We start from the raw sequence: 25,932 nt of genomic DNA on the forward strand, positions 1-25,932 counted from the left end.
AATGTTACGGATTCCGTTCCTCGCTGGTGGAAACTAATTGTTTCTCATCACAACCAAGGAACGACCATGATCCGTAAACTTGCAATTATCGCCCTGTCGATGGCTCCGGCTACCGCTTTCGCTCAAACGCTTCCAACCACTCCTTATCTGCCGCTTGATCTCGCAACCAAGGCAGCGCAGGCTGCGCTGGATGCCTGTGTCGCCAGGGGCAACAATGTGAGCGTCGCAGTCGTAGCGCGCGATGGATCGACGAAGGTTCTGCTCAAGGCCGATCTTTCCGGTCCGCATACCGGTAATAGCGCTGAAGGAAAAGCCTTCACGTCAGCAGCTCTGGGCCGCGATTCCGGTGAACTTGCAGAGTTTATTGCGTCGAAGCCGGCCAATAATGGCATGCGGGACATGGATTCTCGCTTCGTCATTCAGGCGGGCGGACTGCCGATCAAGATCGGCGACGTGCTGGTGGGTGGCATTGGCGTCGGCGGCGCACCATCCGGTGCAACCGATGCGGAGTGCGCCCTTGCCGGTCTTCAGGCTATCGAAGCAAAATAAGAACGAACAAGCGGGGCTGGACCATTGTTCAGCCCCATCTCTTTGCGCGTCCTTCTAAAGGATGCTGTTGCCTTCAATTTGTGTTGCTCTCGCTCCCTTCGAAAACCGATTGGATCTGTCGGTCCGATTCATCGGAGGCCGTGTTTATCTGGTGTTCGGTAATCAGTTCACCAATTATCTCAAGAAAACGCTTAAGTGTTGGTGACGTGTCTCCTGCGCGATAGGTCGCGTATAATGGGATCTCTGGCGGTGACGGATGAATCGGCTTGAAAACCACTTCTGGTTGCGCCAGTTGTCGCATGCTGGCCGGTAACAGGGCAACGCCGATATTGGCGCCGACGAGGCTTAGAAGAGATTGTACCTCGACGACCTGCTGGCGAATTCTCGGCATGAACCCGGCTTTGACGCAACATTGATAAAGAAAATCCGCAAATCTCGACTGGTGCAGGCCGAACATGACGAAGGGATGATCCTTCAGTTGCATCAGGGAGACGGTGTTTTGACTGGCGAGAGGATGCGATCTCGGCATAGCTACCATAAGCGCTTCCTGCATAATGATTTCCCGTTGCAGGCCTTCCTGATGCGGGGGCATGCGAAAAAGACAAACATCAATGCGACGTTCGAGCAATCCCTGTATCTGGAGCGCTGGCGTCAGTTCGTGAAGCTGCCAGTCGACATCGGGATAACGACTGGTGAAGATACCGAGCGCCCTGGGTATGATACCAACCAGTGATGAACTGATCACACCTATGTCTAGTCGACCGATGGATCCTGCGGCAGTCATACGGATCGTGACAACGGCTTTTTCCAACTGCTGGAAGATCAGCGGGGCCTGCTCCTTGAGAGCCAGGCCGGCCGCAGTCAGTTCAACATTGTGATGGCTGCGTTTGAACAGCACAACGTTGAGACGGTCTTCCAGTTGTCTGATTTGCTGACTGAGAGGAGGCTGCGACATGTTTAAACGTACGGCGGCGCGACCGAAATGGAGCTCCTCCGCGACGACGAGGAAGTAACGCAGCGTTCGCAGATCGAACGGTTTCAGATGATTGTAAGCCATATCGAAAACCTCTCACCAGCCCGAACAAACAATATTGTACGTCTCAAAAGTGATGGAGCGATAGTGACTGAAAATGCAAAACACTGTTGTCGACATCTTTAAGTCGTAGAAATCGAAGCGCAGCCAACGGAAGGAGCGAAGCGTGTTTTCCTTCAGGCTGAAATATGCTGGTTCAATCACGGATACCGCAACCGACCCAACAAAGAATGGGTTTCATGGTGCGGATCGGGTGCTCGCAATTGTTGCAGTTTTGCTGAATGTGGCTGTCGCCAATCTCGATATTGCGATTGCCAACACGGCTTTGCCGCAAATGGCCTTCAGCCTTGATGTGACCGCATGATAAGCCATATGGATTACTGCTTCTTACCAGCTATCCATGGTGGTCGCCCTATTGCCCGCAATTGTCTGTGCGGAAAGACTGGGGGCGAGAAGGATCGCTATAACCGGCATTATTCTATTCAGCCTCGCTTCCTTAATATGCCGATTCTCATCCTCATTCGGCTCGCTCATATTCGGTCGAACGCTTTAGGGTATTTGGGGCGCTTGCATCGCTGGAACCGGAATTGCACTCACGCGGTTCATATTTCCTGAAAAGCTGCTTGGAATCGGCATGGGTATCAACGCGTTTGTCGTCGGGCCCACGCCATTGGCACCAGACTGGCTTTATGCGGGGCTGGATTTGATCTGTTTCAAGCGCCGAACATGAAGGCGATACTAATGTCCTCTTCCGGACAGAAGCAGCAGCGCTGGGGGTATATCCACGCTTGTCGGCACTGCCGGACAATCGCTTGGAGTGGCACTCGTGGCGGCAATGTTCAATCTTTCGGGCCACTTTATGCGCTATACGCGGGTGCTCTGGCCGCCTTAGTTGCCGGTATTGCCAGCCTTGCTCGCGACCTACCGAGGCGATGAAGAATCGCGAAACACACTTGATTTCGTAACCCGATTGCATTTATGAGGCGCATGTCAGGCGTGGGGATGGAGATCCGAGAGGTCTTCAAAGGATGCTGACCGGTAAATCCTTGCCCGTTCAACAAGGCCCTGTGGCTTCCCATTTTCGAGGTTTTCGTGTTCGATATCATCCTTATCTTCGCTGTTCTCAGCGCAACCATGCTGTTCGACTGGACCAAGCAGCTTTCCAAGTGAGTGCCAGCGGCGGTCCTTTGTCCCTCACGCGTTACAGCCGGTCCTTGGGTCGGCTTTTTTTATTGCGTGATTTCGCTTTTCGGGGCGGGGGCGGACAGATGGCGAAACAACGCCCCATCATATCGAAATCGTCTCACCATGTACTGAAAGCGATATTGTACGTCTCACCATCTATGCGGCGATAGTGGGTCGTGACGAAAATCACTGCTGTCGAAAAATAAGCCTGCCGTCGCTTGGCGAACGGTTGTCGCACAAAAGGGGGACGCAGTTGGTTTTCTCGTGGATCGGTCCTTCATGACCGGGAAAAGGAGACCAATCAATGATCATCGATACCAGTTGCTATCCGACCAATCTGGTCGATCTGGCATGGCAGCATGATGGCGATCCGTTCAGCGGCGAGCGCCTGATTCAAATGATGGACGGCCCCTATACGATCAATGGCAAACCGCGCCGCATCGACAAGGCGTTTATCCAGCCACCACAAGGCAACACCATCTACACATGGACGGACGGGGAACTCGACGGGCGTCAGTCCATTGATGCCTATATGGCGTATACGCTTGAAATGGTTCAAAAATATACGGACCGTTTCATTGGCTGCTTTGTCTATAATCCGCGTTGCGGCGTGCGCAACGGGGTCGAGGCCATCGAGCGTTACGTGAAGGAACACGGTTTCCGCATGGTTCAGTTGCAGGCCAACATGCACGCATACCGGCCCGATCGCGCCAAGGATTGGCTGCGCCCTGCACTCGACAAATGTCGGGAGCTTGGCGTACTCGTTAAGCTGCATACAGGTGACGGCCCCTACAGCATTCCGACGGAATGGATTCCGCTGATCAAGGAATATCCAGACGTCAATTTCATCATGGCGCATTTCGGTGTGCAGACGGGAGGGGTCTACTGCTTCGAGCCTTTCCAATGGGCAATGGAATATCCGAACGTATTCTGTGAAAGCAGCTGGTGCCTGCAGTCGCGTATCGTCGAATTTGCTAAGGATTTGCCGACGCACAAGATCCTTTACGGCTCAGACACTCCGCCCAACGAACCGGGCATGTGGCTGAACCTTCTGGAGGTACTCTGCCACGAACCGCCGCAGGGGATGAACCTCGACGAGGACACGCTCGAGGATTACCTCGGCAACAATCTCGCCCGTATGTTGGGCATGGAGCCAACCCCTCCGCCCGCCACCTATCAGGATGCAGTCGCCGAACTTGAACGTCATGGCATCGAAAACAAGCACTACCTGGCGACCCTTGCCTAGTTCAGCGGAGAATCCACATGATCATCGACACCCATCTTCATCCAACCAATCTGGTCGACGAGGCCTGGCGTCATACCGGTGAACCGTTCACCGGCGAGCGTATGCTGAAGCTCATGGACGGCCCTTATATGATCAACGGCAAGCCGCGCCGGATCGATATGGGCTTCATTCAGCCGCCACCCGGCAATACGGGTTATCGCGATGGTAACCGCCGCGGGCGCGACGGCATTCGCGATTACATGTCTTATGTCGCCGAGCTTTGCCAGAAATATCCGGACCGCTTCATCGGTAACTTCAACTTCAATCCTCGCTGGGGCCCGGAGAACGGGGCTGCGGAACTGGAATTCCACGTCAAGGAATACGGCTTCAAAATGCTGAAGCTGCATTCCAACATGCATGGTTATCGCCCCGACCGGGCATTGGAATGGCTCCGGCCTGCCATGAAGAAATGTGCGGAGCTGGGCGTCGTTGTGCTTATCCACACAGGTGACGGGCCCTATTCGATCCCGACGCAGTTCTATCCCGTCATTCGCGAATTCCCGATGGTAAACTTCATCATCGGCCATTTCGGGATACAGACGGGCGGTAACTACTCGTTCGAAGCATTCTGGATGGCTATGGACTCACCGAATGTCTATTGCGAGTCCGGTTGGTGCTTCCAGTCGCGCATCGTGGAGTTCGCAAAGCAACTGCCGCCAAACAAGATCGTGTTCGGAACGGATTCGCCGCCGAACAATCCGGGCATGTGGCTGCGCGAACTGGAGGTTCTGTGTTCGCCCGAGCCGCAGGGCATGAACCTCAGTGAAGATACTCTCGAAGACTATCTGGGTAACAACATTGCCCGTCTCGTCGGTATCGAACCCACTAAGCCTCCCAAGGATCTGGCGGAAGCGGAGAAACGTCTCAAGGCGACCTACGTTTGAGGCATTGTGCGGGGTGCGCCTGCGCCCCGCACATTTCAGGAAATTACATCGGGAGGAGTCATGAACGAGCTGCATTCAGTCACCAAGACGGGAACACAGGATTTTCAGGGTTTCGCGAACGTCTACCGACAACTTTATCCCGACGACGTTGTTCATATCCGCGAACCCCTACAGGATGGTCGCGATGTCACCGCTCTGGTGGCCGCGCTGGCCGAAAAAGGCAAGACGCCCATGCTGGTCTGCGATCAAGTTCCGGGCAGCGAGGTGCCGTTGGTCACGAATGTGTTCGCGTCGCGCGAACGGATCGCCCGTATTCTCGGAACGAGTGTCTGTGAGCTTCATGGCGAGTATCAGAAACGCGCCAACACTCCGATCGAGCCTGAATATGTTGCCAACGGCCCGGTAATGGAACAGGTCGATGAGAGCAAGGACGTCGATCTCGATAAACTGCCGATGATCCGGCATTTCGAGAGTGACCGCGGCCCCTACATCACAAATGCGATCATTGTTGCGAGCGATCCGGAAACCGGTATCGCCAATCTCAGCTATCACAGATCAATGCGGCACTCCCCGTCGGCGCTGGCAACGAGCCTGCATTCACGCGGTCATTTATGGCGCATGTATCAAACGGCGCGTGAAGCCGGTCGCCCGTTGCCGGTCGCGATGGTGATAGGAGCGCATCCGCTTTTCATGCTGGCCGCTTCGGCAAGGTTGCCGTTCGGTGCCGATGAGCGTGCTGTTGCTGGTGGGCTGATGCGCGAGCCGTTACGTCTTGTCAGGACGCCACGCTATGCCATCGGCGTTCCGGCGGCGGCGGAATATGTACTGGAGGGTCACCTTGACCCTAACGCACATGTCGAAGAGGGTCCGTTCGGCGAGTTTTCCGGTTATTCCTCGGATCGTTCGACCAATACGCTGTTTCACATAACGGCGGTCATGCGTCGCAAGGCGCCCTGGCTCGTCGATGTGGTGGGCGGTGCGACGGATGAGCATCTCAACCTTGCTCGCCTGCCGCGGGAAGCCGAAATGTTCGAAAAGCTGAAGGCACGGTTCCCATCGGTGACGCGGTTGCACTATCCCACTTCCGGCACGCACTTTCATTGCTATGTGGCGCTGAAGCAAAGCCGACCCGGCGAGGCCCGCCAGGTCATGCTCGGCCTTCTCGGCTGGGACCCTTACTTGAAGACCGTAATAGCGGTTGATGACGATATAGACGTCACGCAGGACAGCCAGGTGCTGTGGGCTTTGGCCACGCATTTCCAGCCGCATCGTGATCTCTTCAGGATTGACGGTCTGCCGGGTAGCCCGCTTGATCCGTCCTCAAGCGCCGACGGCACGACGTCACGGCTCGCTCTCGATGCAACCCGAAGCCCGGATTTCCACGGTATTCGTGCGGTCATCGGCGACGATGCGCTGGGACGTGCACGCAATCTGGTGGGCAGTCTGGCCGGGGTAAAACTGAGGGGAGCGGTGACATGAACGCCATTTCCCCAAGACCAGACGAACACCGCCCGCGCATGGTCGTCGGTATCAGCGGCGCATCGGGCTTCGTCTATGGCTTTCGCCTTCTCGAAATTCTGCAGCGGCTCCAGATAGAAACCCATGTCGTCGTCAGCCGGTCGGCGCTTCTGACCATGACCCACGAGACAGACTATAAGCTCGCCGATATCCGCGATCTGGCAAACTATCTCTACAAGTCCGACGATATGGCTGCCAGCATTTCGAGCGGATCCTTCAGGACCATGGGCATGGTCGTGGCACCATGCTCGATGAAAACGCTGGCGGAAATAGCGCATGGCCTGTCGGGAAGCCTGGTCAGCCGGGCGGGCGACGTCACGTTGAAGGAACGGCGCAAACTCGTGCTTCTGGTCCGGGAAACGCCTTTGACGCAAACCCATATCGCTAACATGCTGACCGTCACTCAGATGGGCGCAATCGTCACGCCCCCGGTTCCGGCATTCTACGTTAGGCCCGCGAGCATCGCGGAGATAGTCGATCACACGGTGGGCCGGGTTCTCGATCTTTTCGATCTTGAGACGGGTGGCGTGCGGCGGTGGCTCAAGACGCCCTGATAACAAAAATCCAAGGGAGAAGAAACGATGTTGAAGACAGTCAAGGACAAGATTCCGGTCACCGTGCTTACCGGTTTTCTCGGCTCCGGCAAGACGACGCTGCTGAACTACATCCTGAAGGAAAATCACGGCATGAAGATTGCCGTGATCGAGAATGAATTCGGGGAAATCGGTATTGATGGCGATCTGGTCGTGGGCAGTACGGAAGAAATCTTCGAAATGACCAATGGTTGCGTATGCTGTGTGGCCGAGGCGCGTGATGATCTTTTGCGAGTTATACGCCAATTGCTGGCCAGACCCGAACGTCTCGACCATATCATTATCGAGACGAGCGGACTTGCCGATCCCTATCCGGTTGCACAGACATTCTTCCTTGACGATCCGATCCGCAACGAAACCAATCTCGATGGTGTCATCACGCTGGTCGACGTCAAGCATATCCGCCAGCATCTGGACGATATTCATCTGGATGGCATCGACAATCAGGCGGTCGATCAGATCGTCTGTGCAGACCGCATCGTGCTCAACAAGGTGGATCTGGCGCAGGATGCTGATATCGCTGATGTGACCGAGCGTATCCGCCAGCTCAATGAAACGGCGGAAATTGTGCTGTCGAGCTATGCACAGATTGATCTGCGCAAAATCCTGGGGCTGGCGGCATTTGATCGCAATCGTAAGATGGCTGCAGAAATCGATTTCGGCTGGCACATCCACAATCATCACCACGATGACCACGACCACGACCACGACCATGCATGGCTTGGCGATGCCAGTCACACACACGACGTTTCGGTCACATCGGTGGCTATAGAACTCCCGGGCAATATGGACCCCAAAAAAATGTCGCGCTGGGTAACGGAACTCAAGCGACAAGATAATGAGAATCTGTTTCGGATGAAAGGTATCTTCTCCATGCAGGACGATGACTATTGTTACGTCTTGCACGGGGTTCACAACGAGATCGAATTCCGTCCCAATCACCCGTGGGCTGGAGATGAACGTTCAAACAAGATGATCTTCATTGGGCGCAATTTGGACCGTGCCTCTCTGCAAGCCCGCATAGAAGCTTGCCGGGCGTAAACGCCCGTGCGAGCCGGCTTTGGAACCGGGAGTGCATCCGCCGTATCTCTTCATGCTGGATGAATTCCAAAGCCGGATCGATCGAATTTACAAAAAGGCCTCACCACAAGACGTCATGAACGGACGGCCGCAAGTCGTTGGAGAATGAACAAACAAGGGGAACAACGATGACAACTGCAATACATCCAGTCGATGAAATATTACCAGCCAAGAAAACGCTCACTCTGGCGCTGCAGCACGTTGCTGTGTCCTATGTGGGATCGGTTGCGGTACCGCTGATTATCGCCAATGCGCTCGGCTTCAGCTCCGAGGAAACCATCATATTGATCAGTGTTACCTTCTTCTGTTCAGGTATCGCGACGCTGTTGCAAACCATCGGGTTCTGGCGTTTCGGCGTGCGTCTCCCGATCATGAACGGCGTTGCCTTTTCGAGTGTTTCGGCCATTATCGCTATCGGCTCCATGCCAGGAGTTGGTATAGCGGGGATTTGCGGAGCCGTGATCGCAGGCGGCATCTTCATCATGCTGATCGCACCGATCACCGGCCATCTGCGACGCTTCTTTCCGCCTGTCGTAACGGGCTGCATTGTCACCGCCATCGGGGTGCAGCTTCTGCCGGAAGCCTATCAATGGGCAGGCGGCGGGCGGGGCCAGTCCGATTTCGGCGATCCGGCCTTTCTGGGCGTAGCGCTTCTGGTCCTGATCGTCATTCTTGCATTCAACCGGCTTGGATCACCGCTACTGAAAAATCTGGCCGTGCTTTTCGGCATGGGGGCAGGGGCTATCGTCGCCTTTCTCCTGGGAATGGGCAACCTCAGTCCGGTCGAAACCGCTCCCTGGGTGACCGTTCCAACGCCGTTCTATTTCGGTCTGCCGACTTTCGCCGTCCTGCCTTTTATGACGATCGTCATCGTCATGATCGTCCAGACGGTTGAATCCATGGGGCTGTTCATTTCGATCGGCGAGATCGTTGACAAGGATGTGACGCCTGAACAGGTCGCCGATGGCGTGCGCGCCAACGGTCTGGCCAGCGCGGTTGCCGGTGTCTTTGCAGGGTTCCCCTTCATTGCTCATATGGAAAATATCGGGCTCATCATTTTGAGCGGCGTGCGCAGCCGCTGGGTTGTCGCCCTGTGCGGCTTTATGCTGTGCGTTATCGCCTTCTTTCCAAAGTTCGGTGCAGTCCTCGCGGCGGTGCCCGCACCAGCACTCGGCGGCGCAGCAGTGGCGATGTTCGGCATTGTCGCAGCAGCTGGCATCCAGTCGCTGTCCAAGGTCGATTATGCGAATAATCAGTACAACATTCTGATTGTCGCACTGACGCTGGCCATCGCTTTCATTCCGATCATGTCACCCAATCTGTTCCAGCAACTGCCGGACTGGACGCAGTCTATCCTGCATTCGAGTGTCGTGGTCGCTTGCGTGGTTTCAGTGACGCTCAACCTTGTCCTTAACGGTTTGGGAGACCACAATCAGGCACATGGTGGTCATCTGGCCGTGGCGAAGTCCCAGACAGACGACGGCTGAACATAACCAGCTACGGGGCCGGGCGTGCTGCCCGGCCTACGAGCGGAAGCTTCGCACCCGCCGTCACAGGCATCGCCGAAGGCGGCAGGCGACATAAGCCCGTTCTACCCTTTCAGCTCCATTCAGATAATGAGGTTTCACGATGGACAATTTGTTCCAGCAATCCGCCGCGCCGCGCCGTCGTCTTGTTCGGGGAGGTATGGTCGCAGTCGGCGCCAGGGATGTCCGACAGGCCGATATGCTGATTTCCGAAAAGGGCGTCATTCTTGATATTGCGTCCGACATCGAGCTTGAAGACGACATGCAGCTCATCGATGCGGAAGGCTGCATTGTTTCGCCGGGTCTGGTGGATATGCACCAGCACCTCGACAAGACAGGCGTACTGCGTTTCGCGCCCAACCCGTCGGGCACTTTGCAGGGCGCGCGCGACGCTTTCGCAAAATATGCACGGCAGGCCCCGCCCGAAGATATTTTCAGGCGGGCATCCAGAACCGTCGAGCGTTGTCTCAGCCGCGGCACCACAGCTATCCGCAGCCATGTGAATGTGGACAAGGATGCAGGCTTCAATGGCATTGAAGCTCTGGCGAAACTACGATCAGATTGGACCGACCGGGTGAAGCTGCAGCTCGTGGCTTTCATGATCCCGCATCCGGGGCAGGATCTGGACTGGCTGGAGGCCAACATCGATCGCGCGATCGCGCTGGCCGATGCCGTTGGGGGCACGCCCGCAGTAGCGGAAGACCCGGAGCGTTATCTCGATATCCTGTTCGCCGCAGCGGCACGCCATGGCCGTCCGGTCGATCTGCATCTCGATGAACATCTCAACCCGCAACGCCCGCTTTTTAATGCTGTTTTCGAGCGGGTCCGCCGCTATGGTCTGGAGGCGCGCACCGTGCTCAGCCATGCTTCGGTTCTCAGTGCTATGGACCGGCCGGATTTCGAAGCGATCCTGGAGCAGATTGTCGCGTTGAAGCTCGGTGTTGTCACGCTGCCTGCGGCCAATCTTTATCTGCAGGCGCGCGATTACGACAAACTGCCGCCACGCGGACTGACGCGGGTGGCTGAGATCGTGCGGGCCGGTGTGCCTATTGCCACTGCTTCCGACAACATCGAAGACCCTTTCGTTCCAACCGGCTCCGGTGACATGCTGGAAATCGCACGCTGGACCCTGCTGGCCGGCCATTTGAAGGGCGACGAACTTGCCACCGCCTACGCGATGATTACCGCATTCCCTGCAAAACTGATGGCGCTGAAGGATTATGGCTTGCATCGGGGCGCACGCGCTGATTTTTTGCTTGCCAAAGCCGAAAGCATCGACGGCTTCGTGGCCGGTGGAACACCGCATTTGCGTGTTTTCTCCAATGGAACGCTTGTTTCGGAGACGCAGATCGCCACGGTGACCACGGCGAAGACGCAATCCCTCATGCGCGATCCGGCCTGAGACGTTACAGGCTCCGGACAAAAGCGGAGGGAATAGGATGGCCGGGAGATGGGTTTACGCGGATTTCAAGCATGCGATTTCGCGCTAGATGTTGGCGGCGGCCTGGCGTAGTTCGCGGTGGTCGGCTGCGGTGAAGCGATCGCGGGGAAAGTTGTGAAGGTTGTAGATCGGGTCGTGAATGGATGCGAAGCGATTTAAATGGCGCGCTGATTTGAAACGCTTCATGACTCGCTCTCCTCGTCGGATCGGCTGATGCGAACTCTCGGCCCGATTGTTCAGACCTTTATGCTGACGATGATCACAAATGGTGAGGCCGATCTCGCGATTGGCGTCACCATAAGAACGCAGTTTATCGGTGACCATAACGTGGGGTGCTGCACCTTGGCCTGACAGCAATTTGCGAATGAACCGTTTTGCAGCTTTGGTATCGCGGCGTTTCTGAACAAGGACCTCGAGCACAAAGCCATCCTGATCAACGGCGCGCCACAGAAAGTGTCGCTCGCAGTTGATCGTAACGACAGCCTCATCAAGATGCCATATGTCGCCAAGGCGGGATGTACGGCGACGGACCAAAATTGGAATATTGCCATCCGAACTTTTCAGCCCATTCGCGTACCGTCATGTGGGTAACGATAATCCCTTTGTAAGCCAGCATGTCTTCAACCATGCGAAAGCTCAATGGGAAGCGGGAATACAGCTACACCGCTTCGGCAAGGATCTCAGGCGGAAAACGATGACGGTGATAAATCGAGGCACGAGGTTCGAGGTTGCCCTCTTGTCCACTGCTGAGACTTATATTGAGGGTTAAGGTTACGATGCCGTATAATCTTCTTGTTGCTGACCGGCTGGCCGGTCCGGCAAAAACATGATTGTTTGATCGGTTTCAATGTTTTATGCCTCAGCTATTCGGAGGTTCTGATGAAATCTTTATTCACGTCCGCACTTGTATCGGTTTTGGTTCTCGCATCCAGCTCGGCCTATGCTTTGGATGCTCAGAAAGATTGCTCCACGTTGAAGCAGGTCATCAAAGAATCGAAGATAAATTTCAAGAATGTTGCAGCCGATGTGCCGCCGAAGGATTTGGACGTTTATCCATCAAAGCTCACATTAACCGGCAGCAATTCCTGCCGTGTTGTTCTGCGCACGAATGTATCTTCGGTCAGCTGGTCGTGCGTGCTGGAAGATTTGACGGTGAAAGCGGTGGCGGCGTTCGTTTCGAACTGCGTGGGCAGACGTGAAACATCTGATCAGGCTTATCAGAGAGCTGGCGCCAAAATTTTCCGTTTAAAGCCACAGGTTCCTGCCGAGATAATTGTTTCGGAACTGGATCGCGGGAATATTGCTCTGCAAGTCAAAGCGCTGCAGAAGAAGTAATGTCAGTTGAGTGCGCTATCACATTGATTAATCATCAACGTGATTGCTCTATTTCTGTGGCATGAAACACCAAGCTCAGACCTATAAAAATCATCGCTTTCCAATCTCGATCGTAGCGCGTGCAATCTGGCTGTATTTCGCGTCATTCTCATCCTGCGTGAAGTTGAGGAAATGATGCTTGAGCGTGGCGTTGATGTCTCTTACGAAACGATCCGTTGAAGGGGACGGTCGCATTGCTCTTTGCACACCGCGCAATTGCGCATCAACTGCGCGACAATGTGATGCAAACCAAAGTTGTTCTGCGTAATCAGGGGTTTGTAGTTTGTTCGCACTGTGTATTATGACCAGCTCAGCAAGGAGAATTTATGAGCGTATCGATATTACATGGCACAGGCCGTCTCTTTTGTGATGGTCTCGACAAGGGTGAAATTGAGTTCAGTATAGCCCTGCCAGCAGATGGACCGGATCTGACGAAACGTGGCAAGCTGTGGGGAAACAAAAGTGCTATCGGCGAAGCGATGCAAGCATCCAGCATCAGAGTGGTGACTTCACCTACCAATGACATACTGGATATTGAAGTCGACGAATTGGATCGTGACGGTAGCGCTATATTCACTGCACTTGCCACCACAAGCGCATAGTTTGGTTCAAATGCACTGCTAAAATGAGAATGTCTCTTGTTATAGAAGAGGACGCATTCGGGTGTCAGGACACCCGGTTTGCGTGACACAGGCTCTTCCGTCCCCTGAGCGTTTGCTCCTCCCCGAACGCTCTTTCGTCCTTCGAAAAGGCTCCTTCTGGAAGCGGCAAATCGTGAACATGGGTAAGAAATTCCAGCGGAGCGGAATACCAACATGTTGTCATACTGGGGAAGAATTATCGGGGCTGCAGCCGCTGCTTTTAACATGATCCATTGCAGACATTTTTATCTTGGCGCCGACATGCGTTATGAGTCGGCTTTTTTAAGAGAACACTCATCTTATCAATGAACGATCGCTCGTCAGTCTGCAGTCCTACCCGAGGGAAACGATCTTGCCGCTTTTGTGAGCCTGCGATTTAAACGATCATCGGTCGATGTGTCAGTCAAGGCGGCTTTTATGGCTGCCTGGCCGGACTTGCGCGTCATCACGAGACCAAAGATTGCTGCCTCACTGACCTTTTCATCGTCAGTGCGCTTCAGGATGGAAATGTAAGCGGAAGACAACCGCGGATCGTTCTGAAAGCGGTTGTTTATTCTCCTCATCAAATCAGTGATCTCATCCGCATCGTTGGAAGCTTGGAGCACTGCAAAAAGTTGCTTTTCCCCAGGTTCGCCGGTCGCTAACAGTGCGGACACAAGCTCTCCTCGTTCCTCTCCCCTGTGCGCCCGTTCGAATGCACTGGCAAGAGCGGCGGCGACGCGCTCGCTGCCGTCGGTCTGCTTCCTGACTTTACCGGCCGCGAAACTCAATTCGACTTCAGTTCGAGCCGAAGCGAGGTCTTTCAAGGAAGATTCCAGCAAATCGCTGTTTTTTATACCAGCCCGCTCGAGTGTTCGCGCGGCCGACTGGCGTGTGCCTACATTGTCGGATTTAAGCAAGTCCTGCAATTTGGCAATCGTGCGTTCGTTGAGCTCTGTATCGGCGAGCAAATGCGCGAGGTCACCGCTGAACCGGTCATTGGTGCTGTTATAGAAGGCTTTCAGAACAAGTGGCAGCACCTCTTTTCCCTGATAAACGATCGCCGCGGATGTCGTTGCACGCAAGGCCTCGTTTTCCGTTCGCTCCAGTAGCCCAAGCAATCTCGGGCCGAATTCGGCGGGATGAGGAGCTACAACGGCGAAATTCGCAAGATTGGCTTCAAGTTGCAGATTTCTCGTTTCAAAGAGCAGTTTTCCGACAACAGAGACCAGTTCAGGCGGCAACACGATCGGCTCTCGCTTGATTTTCATCGGACCAACAATTCCGGCAAGGAGATAGGTGACCTCGATACGCTCATCGTCGTCCTTCGCTGCAGCAAGACGTTTTGTCAGACTGGGCAGAGCATTAGGGCCAAGTGCAATAATGCTGCGCGTTGCAGCAAAATATGCTTCTTCGCTTTGGGCAGACGCCATCGCATCAAAAGCGTTCTGAACAGACGTTTCAGCAGTGTCAGCTAAAGCCGGAACGCTCGCCGATAGAAATACAGCAATCAAACAGGCGGGTAAAAAGGGGTGCTTCATAATACGGAGGTGCTCCTGAGCTTGAATTTCCGAGAGCGGTGGCGGGGAGCGAAAATCTCTGCGATCATTTCTATAATCCTAGATATAGGCCTTAACGCTCATTGCGACGCCACAAGGCGATGAACCAAAACAGCCCCGCGACAACGGCGCCATGAGCCGCCATTGTTGCAACGCCAAGAATAATGAACGCCGGGGCTTCGTGATATCCACCATCAAGCGCTACTAGCACAAATCACACAAGTGATCCAAGTCCGGCGCCGCCCAGAACCACAGCCTTCAAACTCAGCCACCCAAGATATCGGGCGATGAAGAATGCAGGTATCCCGAGGATCAATGGGTAGCTGAACATGATAACCGAGAAGCCTCGAAAACCTCCCATGACAAAGATTTGCAGCACTCCTGATGCGAGAGGTGACAAAGCAAAACCCAAAATGATCCGTACGACACCTACCACGACTGCATTCCGGGGCGTGTACTCGGCAGACACCTGAGAGCCAGCAGGACCGTGATACAAACGATAAGCATCCCGCCGCTGGGGATGAACGAAAAAGATGTAGCCAGTTTCAGAATGCCAAGTCCTACGCGAACAAGGACGTGAATGCCGGCCACCACCATCAGGATTAATCTGATGTCACCGCGGGTGATGTCAGGCCGGACGATCGAAATAAGCCGATAATAGGCGTAGACAAAAAGCGGGATGAGGATGACGGACATCGCCAGGACCACCACGTTCAGCAGCCGCGGCGCATCAGAAAACAACTCAGGGGCGAAGATCCGTGGAACGGCGAACAGGTAGCCGTCTATCGAACAGATCGGGACACCGCTAAGGCGGTCTATGGCGAGATGTCTCAGATCGTAGATCGCAACAAAACCGTATACTCATCTAACGGGCTAGGCTACGTCGGCGAAGCTGTGGCTTGCGAGTTTAGACAGGCAGCCTTTGGCGCACCAACTCCGTCCAGTAAGAACAACCCCAGACGATCGCATCGTCATTGAAGTCATATCTTGGATGATGAAGGTTGGCGCTCGGACCATTGCCGATATTGATCATCGCTCCGGGCACTTCATTGAGCATAAAAGCAAAATCTTCTCCACCAAGTGTTGCTGGCATGTCGCGTGTGACACGGCCTATGCCCGCCACGGCTTCTGCGGCAAGAGCTGCCAGCTCGGATTGATGCTCATGATTGACGGTGACTGGATAGTTGCGTTGATAATCCAGAGTTGCTTTCGCACCGAAAGCGTCGGCAATACCCTGCACGGCACGCCTGAGGCGTTCTTCGATGTGATTGCGCACTTCTTCTCGCAACGTGCGCACTGTTCCGGTCAGTTTGAGTGACTGTGGGATGACATTAAATGCATCGCCACCGTGAATTGTCGTAATTGAAATAACAGCTGAATCCAAAGGGTCGACGGTGCGGGCGGTCAGCGTCTGGATGGCCTGAATGAGCGCTGCGGTGACCGGGATCGGGTCGATCGTATGGTGCGGAGACGCCGCATGTCCTCCGACGCCCTCGATTGTGATGTCAAGAACGTCCACTGACCCCATGATTGGGCCTGAATTGATGGTGAACTTGCCCACGTCGAGATTTGGGCGGTTGTGCATGCCATAAACTTCGTTGACCGGCCAGCGTTTGAAAAGACCGTCATCGATCATGGCTTTTGCGCCTGCGCCACCTTCTTCGGCTGGCTGGAAGATAACTATCACGCTGCCGTCGAAAGCTCGACTTTTCGCGAGTTCGCGAGCGGCGCCCAAAAGCATTGTGGTGTGGCCGTCATGCCCGCAAGCATGCATTTTTCCTGGGACTTTTGATGACCATTGTGCGCCAGTCTCTTCAAGGATGGGGAGCGCATCCATATCGGCGCGTAAGGCGACAGCGCGACCTGAATTGTTGATATGGCCGCGAATGACGCCTACAACGCCTGTGCGACCTATGCCTGTGACCACTTCGTCGAGACCTGCTGCACGCAACGCTTCGGCGACTTTTTCAGCCGTTCGGTTTACATCGTAAAGCAGTTCCGGGTTTTCATGAAGATCACGACGGAAGGCGATCAGATCTTCAAGCTGGTTCGAAGCCCAATTTTCAACCGGCATTTTCGGACCCCTTTTGTTTTGTCTCAAGGCTGTATCGGAAGTCGCAATGGCTAGCGCCCTGCATGATGGTTTGTGTGCGTTCCAGCTTCATTTCTGGATTGTAGCCGATGCAAAAATCGCCATCGCGGTTGCAAGACAGCAGATGGCCGATATGACCAAGTCCCATCTCGCGATACATCTCCGAATAAAGGCAACGCTTTACATCAAAATCAAAGTGCTCTTTGCCCTGTGACAATACATTGATTTCAAGGGCATTATCTTTGGTCCAGAGCGGTAGAATATCGGCAAAGTCCTCAAGATCGGGCGTGTGTCCGAGTTCCTCCGCAAAATTCTTGCCTTGTTCTATCGCTGAACGCGATACGGCTTTGCCGATCACAGCCTGAGCTTCTTCCTCGCCTGACCGCTCGCGAAGAACCTCATAAACATTTTTAAGAACCAGCGCCTCAATGCGGCGGCGTTCGAGAATTGGCATTTGATTCATGGGTCTACCTTTCACATGAATGTACGACAGACTATCTACAAATTTAGCTCAGTAAGATCCTTGCGTCGCAACCATGCGAGATAGAAGGGGGCGATTTTGCGTGCGATTTTGTGCAGTGGTAGCTGCGCGGGCTCTGACACTGGTAGGGCGAGGTCTTCCAACGGTTCGCCATCCAAGGCGCGCGCCAATTCAAGCCCGAGCGCCGTGCCCAGTGCGACACCACGACCATTGCAACCGATCCAAGCCCAGCCATTGGTGCCGAGATGATGAACACGGGGAAACCTGTCCCATGTCATGCCGATGTAACCGCTCCAGACGTGGGTCATTTCCGGCACGCCAAGAGCTGGAAAAGCCTCAGCCAGATTGTGCGCTGCTTTTTGTTTTACTCGGTCTGCGACATTGTAGTCGCCCATCACCACCCCGCCCGTGATTAGTCGGTTGCGTGCATCGTAGCGGAAGAAGCGCAGATCGCCGCGCGTATCAGATACGGCCTGACGGCCCGGAAGGATGGTTGCGCGGAGCGTATCGTTGATAGGTACTGTTGCCATTTGCCATGATAGAATGGGGACAATTGTCCGCGCGAGCCGCGGTGCGAGTTGTTCACGCAATTCGCCTGTGTAGGCGTTTGTTGCAAGCAGAAAGCCTTTGGCGCGGACGGTAGTATTGTTGGCGGACACTTCCCAATGATCGCCTTTGCGTTCATAGGACGTGACAGGGCTTCTCTCGTAAACAATTGCTCCATGGCGTTCGGCAGCTGCTGCAAGGCCTCGGGCCAGAGCCAAAGGGTTGATGTGGCCACCTGTCGGATTGAACATCCCGCCATACCAGAAGTCGCTGCCCAGAAGCTTCGCTGTCGAGGCGCTATCGAGATATTCCGCTGGAAAGCCAAACCGTTTCCATGCTTCGACTCGGGCTTGCGAGAGCTTGACCCGTCCAGATGAATGCGCCGGCTGAAACCAGCCTGTTTGCTCAGCTTCAGCCTCGATCTTTTCTTCGCGTATGATTGAGAACAGAATATCGGCACTGTTGCCAATGAGTTTGGCAAAGCGTTCCCCTGACGACCCGTAGCGTTTGGTGATTGCATCGGGTTCTGCGGCAGTCATCGTGGGAATCACCTGACCATTATTCCGTCCCGAAGCTCCCCAGCCCACCGCTTTGGCTTCCAGAACGATGACGCGCTTGCCGCGTTTTGCAAGATGCAGTGCTGCTGAAAGGCCGGTGAAGCCGCCGCCTACGATCACGACATCGGCTTCTGCATCGCTGATCAGCGGTTGGGTCAGGTTACGGGCGGGGGCGGTTGCTGCCCAGATGGACGGAGGGAACTCAATTTTTTCCATAATATCTGGCGCCTTCATTCTGCGCTGCCCAAGTGGGGTGGCGTCCAATGCTTGCCGGGGATCGAGGCAAGGAGACGCTGGGTATATTCATGCTGCGGATTGGCAAAAACGTCAGCCGTCGGACCGGCTTCGGCGATTTCGCCCTTCGACATCACAATGACGCGGTCGCAAAGCTGGGCCGCAACGCGCAAGTCGTGCGTTACGAACAACAACGACAAGTTCAATCTTTCGCGCAGATCGGCCAACAGGCGTAGAACTTGCGCCTGCACCGAGACATCGAGCGCCGAGACTGGTTCATCGGCCACGATCACGCGGGGTTCGAGTGCGAGAGCGCGGGCAATACCGATGCGCTGACGCTGCCCCCCAGAGAATTCATGTGGGAAACGATCTGCAGCCGCGGGCGACAGCTCGACCAGTTCGAGCAATTCGCGCGCTTTCGCATGGGCCTGCTTCTTGGGTACACCGTGCACGATCGGTCCCTGTGCAATTAGATCGATGACACGTCGGCGTGGATTAAGCGATGCCATGGGGTCCTGAAAGACCATTTGGATATCTTTGCGCATGGTACGGACTTCGCGCGCACTCGCGCTAAGAAAGTCACAGCCGTTCACATTGACAGTGCCGCTGTCGGCTTGAAGGAGGCGTGTGACAATGCGCGAAACAGTAGTTTTGCCCGATCCACTTTCGCCAACGACGCCCAACGTCTCACCTTGTCGTAGTTCGAAAGACAAGTCTTTGACAGCAGGGACCGCGCTTCGCTTACCGCCGAACAACCCACCCTGAGCCTTGAATGTTTTGTAAAGATTACTGGCTTTTAAAATGACAGGCCGCCTATTGCCGGATGATGTCACCTCAGGTGGCGTCAGTGCCGGAACTGAAGCGATCAGCGCTTTGGTGTAAGGATGCTTGGGATGATTGAGCACTTCATCGGCCGGCCCTTCTTCGACTAGCTCGCCAAGACGAAGCACCGCGACACGGTCCGCTATTTCTGCCACCACACCGAAGTCATGGGTGATGAACAAAATGCCGGTATTGTGTTGGTGCTGAAGATCGCGGATCAGTTTGAGGATTTGTGCCTGTGTTGTAACATCGAGTGCGGTGGTCGGCTCATCTGCAATAATCAGGCGCGGTTTCAGGATCAGTGCCATGGCAATCATGACACGCTGGCGCTGGCCGCCGGAAATCTGATGCGGATAGGCGTTATAAGCCGAATCTGGATCGGGAATCTTCACTTCGGCCAGCATATCGAGAACGGCTGCGTGACGTTCCTTGCGCTCAAACTTGGTGTGCAGGCGCAATACTTCGTCGATCTGCCAACCCACGGTCTTTTGTGGATTGAGTGCGGTCATCGGCTCTTGAAAAATCATTCCGATGCGATCGCCGCGCAGCTTCTTCATTTCGGCTTCACTGAGCGCGTAAAGATCGCTGCCTTCGAGCCGGATGGCGCCATTGGTGACACGAACATGCGGCTCGGGCAGAAGGCGCATGATCGCGCCGGCAGATAACGATTTTCCTGAGCCGCTTTCGCCGACAAGACAGACGATCTCACCTGGATTGACGGTTAGTGTCAGATCTTGCAATGCGAAGGGTCGATCTGCGCCATCAGGCAGAGCAATTTGCAGGTTGTTGATTTCGAGAACGGGTGCCGCAGTCATTTCTTTTTCTGCCTTGGATTAAGCGCGTCGTTCAGTCCTTCGCCTAGGAGGCTAAAGGATAGCACAGTGAGCAGAATGGCAATTCCCGGAATTACCGAGCAGAACCAGTCGGTGCGCAAAACGGAGCGGCCCTGACCGATCATATTGCCCCAGCTCGCATAGTTTGGGTCGCCAAGATTGAGGAATGCGAGCGCACTTTCCATCAAAATGGAGGTTGCCATGACAACGGATGCAAAAACGACAACGGGCGGTAGGGCATTGGGCAGGATTTCCCGGAAGATGATCGACAGATTGCCGACCCCAAGATTGCGAGCTGCATCAACGAATTCACGATTGCGTAATGCCATAAATTCTGCACGCACCATACGTGCCGGTGCGGTCCAAGAAACGATGCCGATACAGATGATGATGTTTTCAATAGACGAGCCGAAAATTGCCACGAGGGTTAGCAGCAAAACGAAGCTTGGGACGGTTTGGAACGCTTCTGTCACGCGCATCAGTGCGTCATCGATCCAGCCGCCATAATAGCCGGCGACTGCTCCGATTATAATGCCGATAGCAATCGAAATCAGCGTTGCGACGACGCCAATTAGCAACGAGACGCGTGCTCCGTGAAATATGCCGGCCATGATATCACGGCCCAGTTGATCGGTTCCCAGCGGTATTGCGGCGTTGACGAACGGCCATGTGAGAGGATCTCCAACGCGGCGCAGGGGGTCTCCGGGCGTAATGACATCAGCGCAGATTGCAATCGCCGCCACAGCGATGAAAATAACGAGCCCCAGCACTGCAGCACGGTTGCGGCTGAACCGCTGCCATAAAATGCGGGAGCGAGAAGCTCTGGGACGGGAAAGAGACAGGTCTTGCGACGTCATGACAATTCGATCCTAGAATCTAACCGCGCATAGATGAGGTCGGTGATGAAATTAACGATCACCACCAGTATCGAGCACAAAAAGATGATACCCATCAGGGTGTTGAGATCGCGTTTGATCACCGATGTATAGGCTAGTTGACCGAGGCCGGGCAGCGAGAAAATCGTTTCGATCACCACCGAGCCGCCAAGTACGGTAGAGAACTGAAGCCCAAGCAGAGTTACCACCGGAAGAAAGGCGTTGCGCATGATGTGATGGAACATCAATCGCGCACCGCTCGCACCCTTGGCGCGTGCCGTGCGCACATAATCGAGATCTTCCACCTCCAAAACGCTGGTGCGCATGAGGCGCATATAGAAAGCAACGTAAATCAGCGAGAGTGCTGATGTCGGCATTACCATATGAACTGTGATGTCCCAGACATTTTTCCAGCCCGAGTAAAATCCGCCAATTGTTTTGTAGCCGCCAACGGGCAGCCATCCGAGTTTGACGGAAAAAACAAACATCAAGATGAGGCTGAGGAAGAAGCTGGGCATTGCGTAGCAGATGAGACCGAGGGTCGAAATAGCATTGTCGGTCAGCGAATAGGCGCGGCGTGCCGCAAAGGCACCAAGCGCGATACCGAAGATGAATGCGACAGACAAGGACGAAACCATGAGCAGCAGTGTGGGGATTAGGCGGGACTTGAGGACGTCAAGCACCGGTAACTCATAGACGTATGACCAACCAAAGTCGAACTGCGCCAGCTTACTCATATAGATTGAGAGTTGAACCCATACCGGTTGGTCGAGACCATATTCGGCGCGCAAATTAGCGACAAATTGTGGGTCCGCACCGCCCATGTCGCCGACAAGGGCATCGACCGTGTCGCCAGGGGCAAGTTTGATCAGAAGGAACGAACCGATCATAATGAGAAGAATGACCGGTATCGCCTGCAAGATACGCCGGAGGGCAAAACTCAGGATTGGAGGCAGGGACATTGGGAATTATCCTGCAGAAATTCAGACGCAGTTACTGCTGACGGGAGGAAAAAAGCTGTTGCCGGATTCGGCAACAGCTTGATTGCGGTTATTGGTCGATCCAGAGATCGTACCAGCTCGAAGAATCCCAACGCGGCGTATTGTGATGGTTTTTAAGCGCCTTGTTAGTAACACCGACGAACGGATGTTCGATAGCGAAGATGACGGGAAGGTCTTTCATCTCAAGTTTCTGAATCTGATGATAGAGATCGGCGCGTTTTGCCGGGTCAAGCTCGGATGCGGCCTGATCAATCAACTGATCCATCTCGTCGGATTTATAATCAAACTGGTTCGACCATGCCGTTCCGACAGGAGCGCCCGAGCGCAGCCAGACGGTTGTGGAAACGGCTGGGTCAGAGCGGAACTGGTGCCAGCCGCTTGCCGTGTCGAAATCGTGGTCGCGATAAACGCCGTTGAGAAAGCCCGGGGCGTCGTTGGTGAGAAGTTGCACTTCGATGCCAACTTCCTTCATGGCTTGCGCGTAATATTCAGCCCAAAGCTGCGTGTACTCGCCCCATGGTGCGGGGCGGTGGCGCAGCTTGAAACGAATACCATCCGGGCCAGCTGGGTAACCGGCTTCATCGAGTAGCTGCTTGGCCTTTTCGGCGTCATAGGCATAAGTTTGGACATCGTCGGTGTAGTTTACACCGCCCGAGCTGGGGATTGGACCGCGGCCTGGCTTCGCATAGCCGCGCATTATGTTTTTGATTGCGAAATCGATATCAAGCGCGTGATAGATTGCCTGACGCACTTTCAGATTTGCGAGGACGGGATTGCGCAGGTTGAACTCGATGGTCGAGTGCGCGACGTTGTTTTCGAAGCCCTTGGTTCCGGTGTCGAAACGGCCATCTTTCTCAAGACGCTCGGTATCCGACATGGAAATGCCGTTAAAGGCAGTTTCCATCATTTCACCCGCTTCAAGCGCCGCAGCTGCTGCAGCTTTATCGGGCAAGAAGCGCCAGATGACACGATCAAGATAAGGGAATTCCTTGCCGCGCCAATAGTCATCGTTGCGCTCGGCAATAATGTGTTGCCCGCGCTCGTATTCAATGAATTTGAATGGGCCAGTACCCACCGGTGCTGAATTGTACTTGTTCTTGAGAATATCCGTGCCTCCATAAAGATGCTTGGGCACCGGATGACCAAGGTCCGGCATTGCTGCGACGAGCAATTCCAGTGGCATCGGCTTCGAATAACGGAAAACAGCGGTATGTGGGTCGGTGCAATCGACGGCTTCAAGATTGGCCTGAAGCGTTGTTGAATAGTTAAGCAGCTTTTTCCAAAGGTTCATTGCGCTGTAGGATACGTCATCACAGCTGAATGGCTGCCCGTCATGCCATCGCACGTTTTCACGCAGCTTGAAGGTGATAGCCTTGCCGTCCTCAGAGGAAGACCAGCTCGTTGCCAGAACTGGCACATAGCCTTCATAGGTACGATCGATGAGTGGCTCCATAATGCGCCCAGTAATCTGGTATACGCCGGTAGAGGCGCGCAATGCCGGATTGAGGACACCCTGCTCGGTATTCATATGGACGATGACCGAGCCGCCGCGCTTTATTTCTTCCGCGTGGCTTGGCGCCGACGCGATCGAAAAAGCGGCGAGAAACAGGCCAAGGCCAGCTTTTTTGATATGCATTCTCTGTTCCCCTGAAGGACGTTGAGGGAGGGCTTTCAAGCCTCTTTTCCCGCACCTGCCGATATTGTTCAAGCCCATGAAACTGCTCAAAAAGCTGCTTCAAGGCGCAAGTATTCCCTGCAAGCACAGCCATGCTAGAATCTGCGGCTAACTTGTCAAGATAAACTAATAATTCTCTCATTATTGGTAAAAATAACCGCATTAACGGTGTTAATAAGTGTCGAATTTCTGAGCTGTAGCGGGTGAAATCGCTAATTGCGAGGCCTGCGAGTGGGTTACGGAAAAAAATCCTAATCGGGGTAAAAATCTTTGCTCACAATATCAGCTTTTGAACTTGCAAAACTGGCGCACCGTATCTCTTATCGAACACCTGTGCTGTAGCTAAAACCAAACGCGCTCGATATTGAATTGAAAGGACCTATTTGCATGACCCATCCCGTCATAGGTGTCGATCACGTTTTTATTCTCGTCAACGATTTGGACAAGAGCGCGGAACACTATCGACGTTTGGGGTTCACGTTGAGTCCACGTGGTCTTCACAGCAAGGAAAAGGGCACCGGCAACTATACGATCATGTTGCCGGACGATTATTTTGAGCTTCTTGGGATTGTGAATGAAATGCAAGGAAACCTTCATCAACGGCAAAGGCTTGCCGATCAAGGAGAAGGGCTTCACGCTATTGCTTGCCGCATTGACAGTGCGCAACATGCTAAAGCGGAACTTGCAGCTCTTGGCATTCAAACAAGCGAGGTCGGTGCATTTCAACGCCGGGTACAGTTGTCAAAGGGTGGCGAGGGCATCGCCGCGTTCGAAACTGTTTCGTTCAACGATGAAGAGGTCCCTCAGGGCATGGTCTTCATGTGTCAACATAAGACACGCGAAACTGTGTGGCTGCCCGAACTTATCGAACATGAAAACGGCGCGATAGGCCTTTCAGCCATTGGTTTGATTTCAGGCGATCCGCAAGCCGCGGCGCGCGGTTTTGCTCGTTTGTACGGTGCAAGCAACGTTACAGCCGACGTGGTGTTGCGGGTTCATACTGGTTCGAATTCTGCGGATATTCTCGTTTACAATCGAGATCAGGCCGAGCAAATTTACGGAAAAGAGGCCGTAAGCAAGGTCCCCAATGCGGCATTCTCCAATCTTATTATTAGGGTGGGTGATCTGAGTAAAGCGCGCTCTGTTTTGGATGCAAGTGGGATCGTTTATAAGGCGCAGCAACATAGCATAGTCGTCGACCCGGACGATGCAAACGGCGTGATCTTGGAGTTTTCGCAGGCTTAAAAGCGTGGGACGTCGATCTGCTTGATCAAGCATCGTCGCAACAATTCGGTGAGGGTCCTTATTGGCCCTGTCACGCTTTGGTTCATCGGATGAGCCCGGGCGCACAAACCACCAACTCGGGGCTGGACGCAACCGCAGCAGAACGGAATGCAGGCACGCGCTCAACACGCCTCGAATGGCATTTCTGCCGGAATGTCGGACGCATATGACACGTCAGCGGCGAAGAAATTCTCAACGGCGCAGCGGACTGGAAGCTCGTTTTGCAGGTGGGCGGAGCGGACGCGATCCGAGTGCTGTATGTACTATAAGCTGTCGGTTGTTGTGGCGAACGCAAAGTTCGCATGTTTCTCCCGTCTGTTCCGCGAGCCTATCGACAGCATTTTTGCCCCGCTCAAGCGTGCTATTCTCCCGAAGGTAGCTAGAACCATAGATGTACATGAGCTTGCCAAAGCTAACTCTATTATCGTCGCCATTGACCTCGAAAATGCCTGCATCAGCTAGAATTCCAACCGACTCAAAAACAAAATCCGCGCCAACAAATCTGCCCCGAGTACAAATTCAATCGCACCCGGCGGAAACGCCCCGCCGAACCGGAAACGCGCTGTGGATGCCTCGCCAATCCGAATTCTCGCTCCAAGGCGTCGCACCACGTGGCCCGACAAAGAATAACACGGTCCAGGACGTGCGAAATGGCGGTGCCAGCTTGTGAACAGATTATCGCAACGCTATGCCGGGACTGACGAGGGGAGTTTTACGGGCCGTAGGGGGCTGCCCGTCTGTTGTCTGAAAACCGGACGGTCTTTTGCTCGAACAGGGAGCCTCCGCCGTAAACCTTCGATCAGGCAGGCACCAGTTGCAACGTCACGCTGGACGACTTCGCTTCAACAGGATTAACGTAGTGTTATTTCCCACGAGACAAAGCTA

Annotated in this window: 23 protein-coding genes and 2 pseudogenes; 13 read left to right on the forward strand and 12 right to left on the reverse strand. The window is 54.4% G+C overall.

Annotated elements, in window-relative coordinates:
• Positions 1 to 66: 66 nt before the first annotated feature.
• A complete protein-coding gene (locus CES85_RS25375) occupies positions 67 to 549 on the forward strand; it encodes a GlcG/HbpS family heme-binding protein (protein WP_095448542.1) in 483 nt (160 codons plus the stop codon).
• Positions 550 to 622: 73 nt separating this feature from the next.
• Here the strand turns inward: CES85_RS25375 and CES85_RS25380 are convergent, their stop codons facing one another.
• Complete coding sequence (locus CES85_RS25380) at positions 623 to 1,606, reverse strand: LysR substrate-binding domain-containing protein (RefSeq protein WP_095448543.1); 984 nt, start codon at positions 1,604 to 1,606, stop codon at positions 623 to 625.
• A gap of 142 nt (positions 1,607 to 1,748) precedes the next feature.
• On the opposite strand from CES85_RS25380, the gene CES85_RS25385 reads away from it, so the two are divergent.
• The 8 genes from CES85_RS25385 (at position 1,749) to CES85_RS25425 (ending at position 11,055) form a co-directional block, all read left to right on the forward strand.
• A complete protein-coding gene (locus tag CES85_RS25385) occupies positions 1,749 to 1,946 on the forward strand; it encodes a hypothetical protein (protein WP_095448544.1) in 198 nt (65 codons plus the stop codon).
• Between the two features lie 1,125 nt (positions 1,947 to 3,071).
• Positions 3,072 to 4,013 carry an amidohydrolase family protein gene (locus CES85_RS25395; RefSeq protein WP_095448546.1) on the forward strand — a complete coding sequence of 314 codons (942 nt, stop codon included), beginning with the start codon at positions 3,072 to 3,074 and terminating at the stop codon, positions 4,011 to 4,013.
• A gap of 17 nt (positions 4,014 to 4,030) precedes the next feature.
• A complete protein-coding gene (locus CES85_RS25400) occupies positions 4,031 to 4,936 on the forward strand; it encodes an amidohydrolase family protein (RefSeq protein ID WP_095448547.1) in 906 nt (301 codons plus the stop codon).
• 60 nt (positions 4,937 to 4,996) lie between these two features.
• Positions 4,997 to 6,415, forward strand: a complete 1,419-nt coding sequence (locus CES85_RS25405; protein ID WP_095448548.1) for a UbiD family decarboxylase — start codon at positions 4,997 to 4,999, stop codon at positions 6,413 to 6,415.
• The gene (locus CES85_RS25410) at positions 6,412 to 7,008 is read left to right on the forward strand and encodes a UbiX family flavin prenyltransferase (RefSeq protein WP_095448549.1); all 597 of its coding nucleotides are present in this window, start codon (positions 6,412 to 6,414) and stop codon (positions 7,006 to 7,008) included. The genes CES85_RS25405 and CES85_RS25410 overlap by 4 nt, the downstream gene beginning before the upstream one ends.
• A gap of 27 nt (positions 7,009 to 7,035) precedes the next feature.
• A complete protein-coding gene (locus tag CES85_RS25415; protein WP_095448550.1) occupies positions 7,036 to 8,088 on the forward strand; it encodes a CobW family GTP-binding protein in 1,053 nt (350 codons plus the stop codon).
• Between the two features lie 167 nt (positions 8,089 to 8,255).
• Positions 8,256 to 9,614, forward strand: a complete 1,359-nt coding sequence (locus tag CES85_RS25420; protein WP_095448551.1) for a nucleobase:cation symporter-2 family protein — start codon at positions 8,256 to 8,258, stop codon at positions 9,612 to 9,614.
• A gap of 142 nt (positions 9,615 to 9,756) precedes the next feature.
• On the forward strand, positions 9,757 to 11,055 hold the full coding sequence (locus CES85_RS25425) for an amidohydrolase family protein (RefSeq protein WP_095448552.1): 1,299 nt from the start codon (positions 9,757 to 9,759) through the stop codon (positions 11,053 to 11,055).
• 84 nt (positions 11,056 to 11,139) lie between these two features.
• On the opposite strand, the pseudogene CES85_RS25430 reads toward CES85_RS25425, so the two are convergent.
• Positions 11,140 to 11,803 (reverse strand): annotated as a pseudogene (locus CES85_RS25430) (IS6 family transposase).
• Between the two features lie 170 nt (positions 11,804 to 11,973).
• Between CES85_RS25430 and CES85_RS25435 the strand changes: the two are divergent.
• The 3 genes and pseudogenes from CES85_RS25435 to CES85_RS25440 all read left to right on the forward strand — a co-directional run bounded on the left by CES85_RS25435 (position 11,974) and on the right by CES85_RS25440 (position 13,070).
• Complete coding sequence (locus tag CES85_RS25435; RefSeq protein WP_244923327.1) at positions 11,974 to 12,429, forward strand: hypothetical protein; 456 nt, start codon at positions 11,974 to 11,976, stop codon at positions 12,427 to 12,429.
• A 61-nt stretch (positions 12,430 to 12,490) separates the two neighbouring features.
• Positions 12,491 to 12,645, forward strand: a pseudogene (locus tag CES85_RS28000) (IS6 family transposase); the annotation flags it as partial.
• 149 nt (positions 12,646 to 12,794) lie between these two features.
• Complete coding sequence (locus CES85_RS25440; RefSeq protein ID WP_095448553.1) at positions 12,795 to 13,070, forward strand: hypothetical protein; 276 nt, start codon at positions 12,795 to 12,797, stop codon at positions 13,068 to 13,070.
• 359 nt (positions 13,071 to 13,429) lie between these two features.
• On the opposite strand, the gene CES85_RS25445 is transcribed toward CES85_RS25440, so the two are convergent.
• The 10 genes from CES85_RS25445 to CES85_RS25490 form a co-directional block, all read right to left on the reverse strand.
• A complete protein-coding gene (locus tag CES85_RS25445) occupies positions 13,430 to 14,359 on the reverse strand; it encodes a hypothetical protein (protein ID WP_244923328.1) in 930 nt (309 codons plus the stop codon).
• A 502-nt stretch (positions 14,360 to 14,861) separates the two neighbouring features.
• Positions 14,862 to 15,083, reverse strand: coding sequence for a hypothetical protein (locus CES85_RS28005; protein WP_244923329.1), 222 nt, complete (start codon positions 15,081 to 15,083; stop codon positions 14,862 to 14,864).
• Positions 15,077 to 15,343, reverse strand: a complete 267-nt coding sequence (locus CES85_RS25455) for a hypothetical protein (RefSeq protein ID WP_157743522.1) — start codon at positions 15,341 to 15,343, stop codon at positions 15,077 to 15,079. Before CES85_RS25455 ends, CES85_RS28005 begins: the two co-directional genes overlap by 7 nt.
• A 211-nt stretch (positions 15,344 to 15,554) precedes the next feature.
• A complete protein-coding gene (locus CES85_RS25460; protein WP_095448556.1) occupies positions 15,555 to 16,721 on the reverse strand; it encodes a M20 aminoacylase family protein in 1,167 nt (388 codons plus the stop codon).
• Positions 16,711 to 17,202 (reverse strand): L-2-amino-thiazoline-4-carboxylic acid hydrolase, encoded by a 492-nt coding sequence (locus tag CES85_RS25465; RefSeq protein WP_095448557.1) that lies wholly within the window; start codon positions 17,200 to 17,202, stop codon positions 16,711 to 16,713. The genes CES85_RS25460 and CES85_RS25465 overlap by 11 nt, the downstream gene beginning before the upstream one ends.
• Before the next feature lie 35 nt (positions 17,203 to 17,237).
• On the reverse strand, positions 17,238 to 18,539 hold the full coding sequence (locus CES85_RS25470) for an NAD(P)/FAD-dependent oxidoreductase (RefSeq protein ID WP_095448867.1): 1,302 nt from the start codon (positions 18,537 to 18,539) through the stop codon (positions 17,238 to 17,240).
• Between the two features lie 14 nt (positions 18,540 to 18,553).
• Complete coding sequence (locus CES85_RS25475; RefSeq protein WP_095448558.1) at positions 18,554 to 20,194, reverse strand: ABC transporter ATP-binding protein; 1,641 nt, start codon at positions 20,192 to 20,194, stop codon at positions 18,554 to 18,556.
• Positions 20,191 to 21,069 (reverse strand): ABC transporter permease, encoded by an 879-nt coding sequence (locus CES85_RS25480; RefSeq protein ID WP_095448559.1) that lies wholly within the window; start codon positions 21,067 to 21,069, stop codon positions 20,191 to 20,193. Before CES85_RS25480 ends, CES85_RS25475 begins: the two co-directional genes overlap by 4 nt.
• On the reverse strand, positions 21,066 to 22,049 hold the full coding sequence (locus CES85_RS25485; RefSeq protein WP_095448560.1) for an ABC transporter permease: 984 nt from the start codon (positions 22,047 to 22,049) through the stop codon (positions 21,066 to 21,068). The genes CES85_RS25480 and CES85_RS25485 overlap by 4 nt, the downstream gene beginning before the upstream one ends.
• An 88-nt stretch (positions 22,050 to 22,137) precedes the next feature.
• Positions 22,138 to 23,724 carry an ABC transporter substrate-binding protein gene (locus CES85_RS25490; protein ID WP_095448561.1) on the reverse strand — a complete coding sequence of 529 codons (1,587 nt, stop codon included), beginning with the start codon at positions 23,722 to 23,724 and terminating at the stop codon, positions 22,138 to 22,140.
• Positions 23,725 to 24,150: 426 nt separating this feature from the next.
• On the opposite strand from CES85_RS25490, the gene CES85_RS25495 reads away from it, so the two are divergent.
• Entirely contained in the window at positions 24,151 to 25,008 is an 858-nt protein-coding gene (locus CES85_RS25495; RefSeq protein WP_095448562.1) for a VOC family protein, read from the forward strand.
• Positions 25,009 to 25,932 lie beyond the last annotated feature (924 nt).

The organism is Ochrobactrum quorumnocens (assembly GCF_002278035.1).
Taxonomy (GTDB): domain Bacteria; phylum Pseudomonadota; class Alphaproteobacteria; order Rhizobiales; family Rhizobiaceae; genus Brucella; species Brucella quorumnocens.

Excerpts from the sequence above, each read along its gene's own strand:
- CES85_RS25445 (WP_244923328.1), bottom strand. The coding sequence starts at position 14,359 with ATGAAAATCAAGCGAGAGCCGATCGTGTTGCCGCCTGAACTGGTCTCT.
- CES85_RS25405 (WP_095448548.1), top strand. The coding sequence starts at position 4,997 with ATGAACGAGCTGCATTCAGTCACCAAGACGGGAACACAGGATTTTCAG.
- CES85_RS25435 (WP_244923327.1), top strand. The coding sequence starts at position 11,974 with ATGAAATCTTTATTCACGTCCGCACTTGTATCGGTTTTGGTTCTCGCA.
- CES85_RS25470 (WP_095448867.1), bottom strand. The coding sequence starts at position 18,539 with ATGGAAAAAATTGAGTTCCCTCCGTCCATCTGGGCAGCAACCGCCCCC.
- CES85_RS25375 (WP_095448542.1), top strand. The coding sequence starts at position 67 with ATGATCCGTAAACTTGCAATTATCGCCCTGTCGATGGCTCCGGCTACC.
- CES85_RS25410 (WP_095448549.1), top strand. The coding sequence starts at position 6,412 with ATGAACGCCATTTCCCCAAGACCAGACGAACACCGCCCGCGCATGGTC.
- CES85_RS25460 (WP_095448556.1), bottom strand. The coding sequence starts at position 16,721 with ATGCCGGTTGAAAATTGGGCTTCGAACCAGCTTGAAGATCTGATCGCC.
- CES85_RS25465 (WP_095448557.1), bottom strand. The coding sequence starts at position 17,202 with ATGAATCAAATGCCAATTCTCGAACGCCGCCGCATTGAGGCGCTGGTT.
- CES85_RS25490 (WP_095448561.1), bottom strand. The coding sequence starts at position 23,724 with ATGCATATCAAAAAAGCTGGCCTTGGCCTGTTTCTCGCCGCTTTTTCG.
- CES85_RS25420 (WP_095448551.1), top strand. The coding sequence starts at position 8,256 with ATGACAACTGCAATACATCCAGTCGATGAAATATTACCAGCCAAGAAA.
- CES85_RS25380 (WP_095448543.1), bottom strand. The coding sequence starts at position 1,606 with ATGGCTTACAATCATCTGAAACCGTTCGATCTGCGAACGCTGCGTTAC.
- CES85_RS25395 (WP_095448546.1), top strand. The coding sequence starts at position 3,072 with ATGATCATCGATACCAGTTGCTATCCGACCAATCTGGTCGATCTGGCA.
- CES85_RS25440 (WP_095448553.1), top strand. The coding sequence starts at position 12,795 with ATGAGCGTATCGATATTACATGGCACAGGCCGTCTCTTTTGTGATGGT.
- CES85_RS25415 (WP_095448550.1), top strand. The coding sequence starts at position 7,036 with ATGTTGAAGACAGTCAAGGACAAGATTCCGGTCACCGTGCTTACCGGT.
- CES85_RS25480 (WP_095448559.1), bottom strand. The coding sequence starts at position 21,069 with ATGACGTCGCAAGACCTGTCTCTTTCCCGTCCCAGAGCTTCTCGCTCC.
- CES85_RS25425 (WP_095448552.1), top strand. The coding sequence starts at position 9,757 with ATGGACAATTTGTTCCAGCAATCCGCCGCGCCGCGCCGTCGTCTTGTT.
- CES85_RS25485 (WP_095448560.1), bottom strand. The coding sequence starts at position 22,049 with ATGTCCCTGCCTCCAATCCTGAGTTTTGCCCTCCGGCGTATCTTGCAG.
- CES85_RS25475 (WP_095448558.1), bottom strand. The coding sequence starts at position 20,194 with ATGACTGCGGCACCCGTTCTCGAAATCAACAACCTGCAAATTGCTCTG.
- CES85_RS25495 (WP_095448562.1), top strand. The coding sequence starts at position 24,151 with ATGACCCATCCCGTCATAGGTGTCGATCACGTTTTTATTCTCGTCAAC.
- CES85_RS25455 (WP_157743522.1), bottom strand. The coding sequence starts at position 15,343 with ATGTCCGTCATCCTCATCCCGCTTTTTGTCTACGCCTATTATCGGCTT.
- CES85_RS25400 (WP_095448547.1), top strand. The coding sequence starts at position 4,031 with ATGATCATCGACACCCATCTTCATCCAACCAATCTGGTCGACGAGGCC.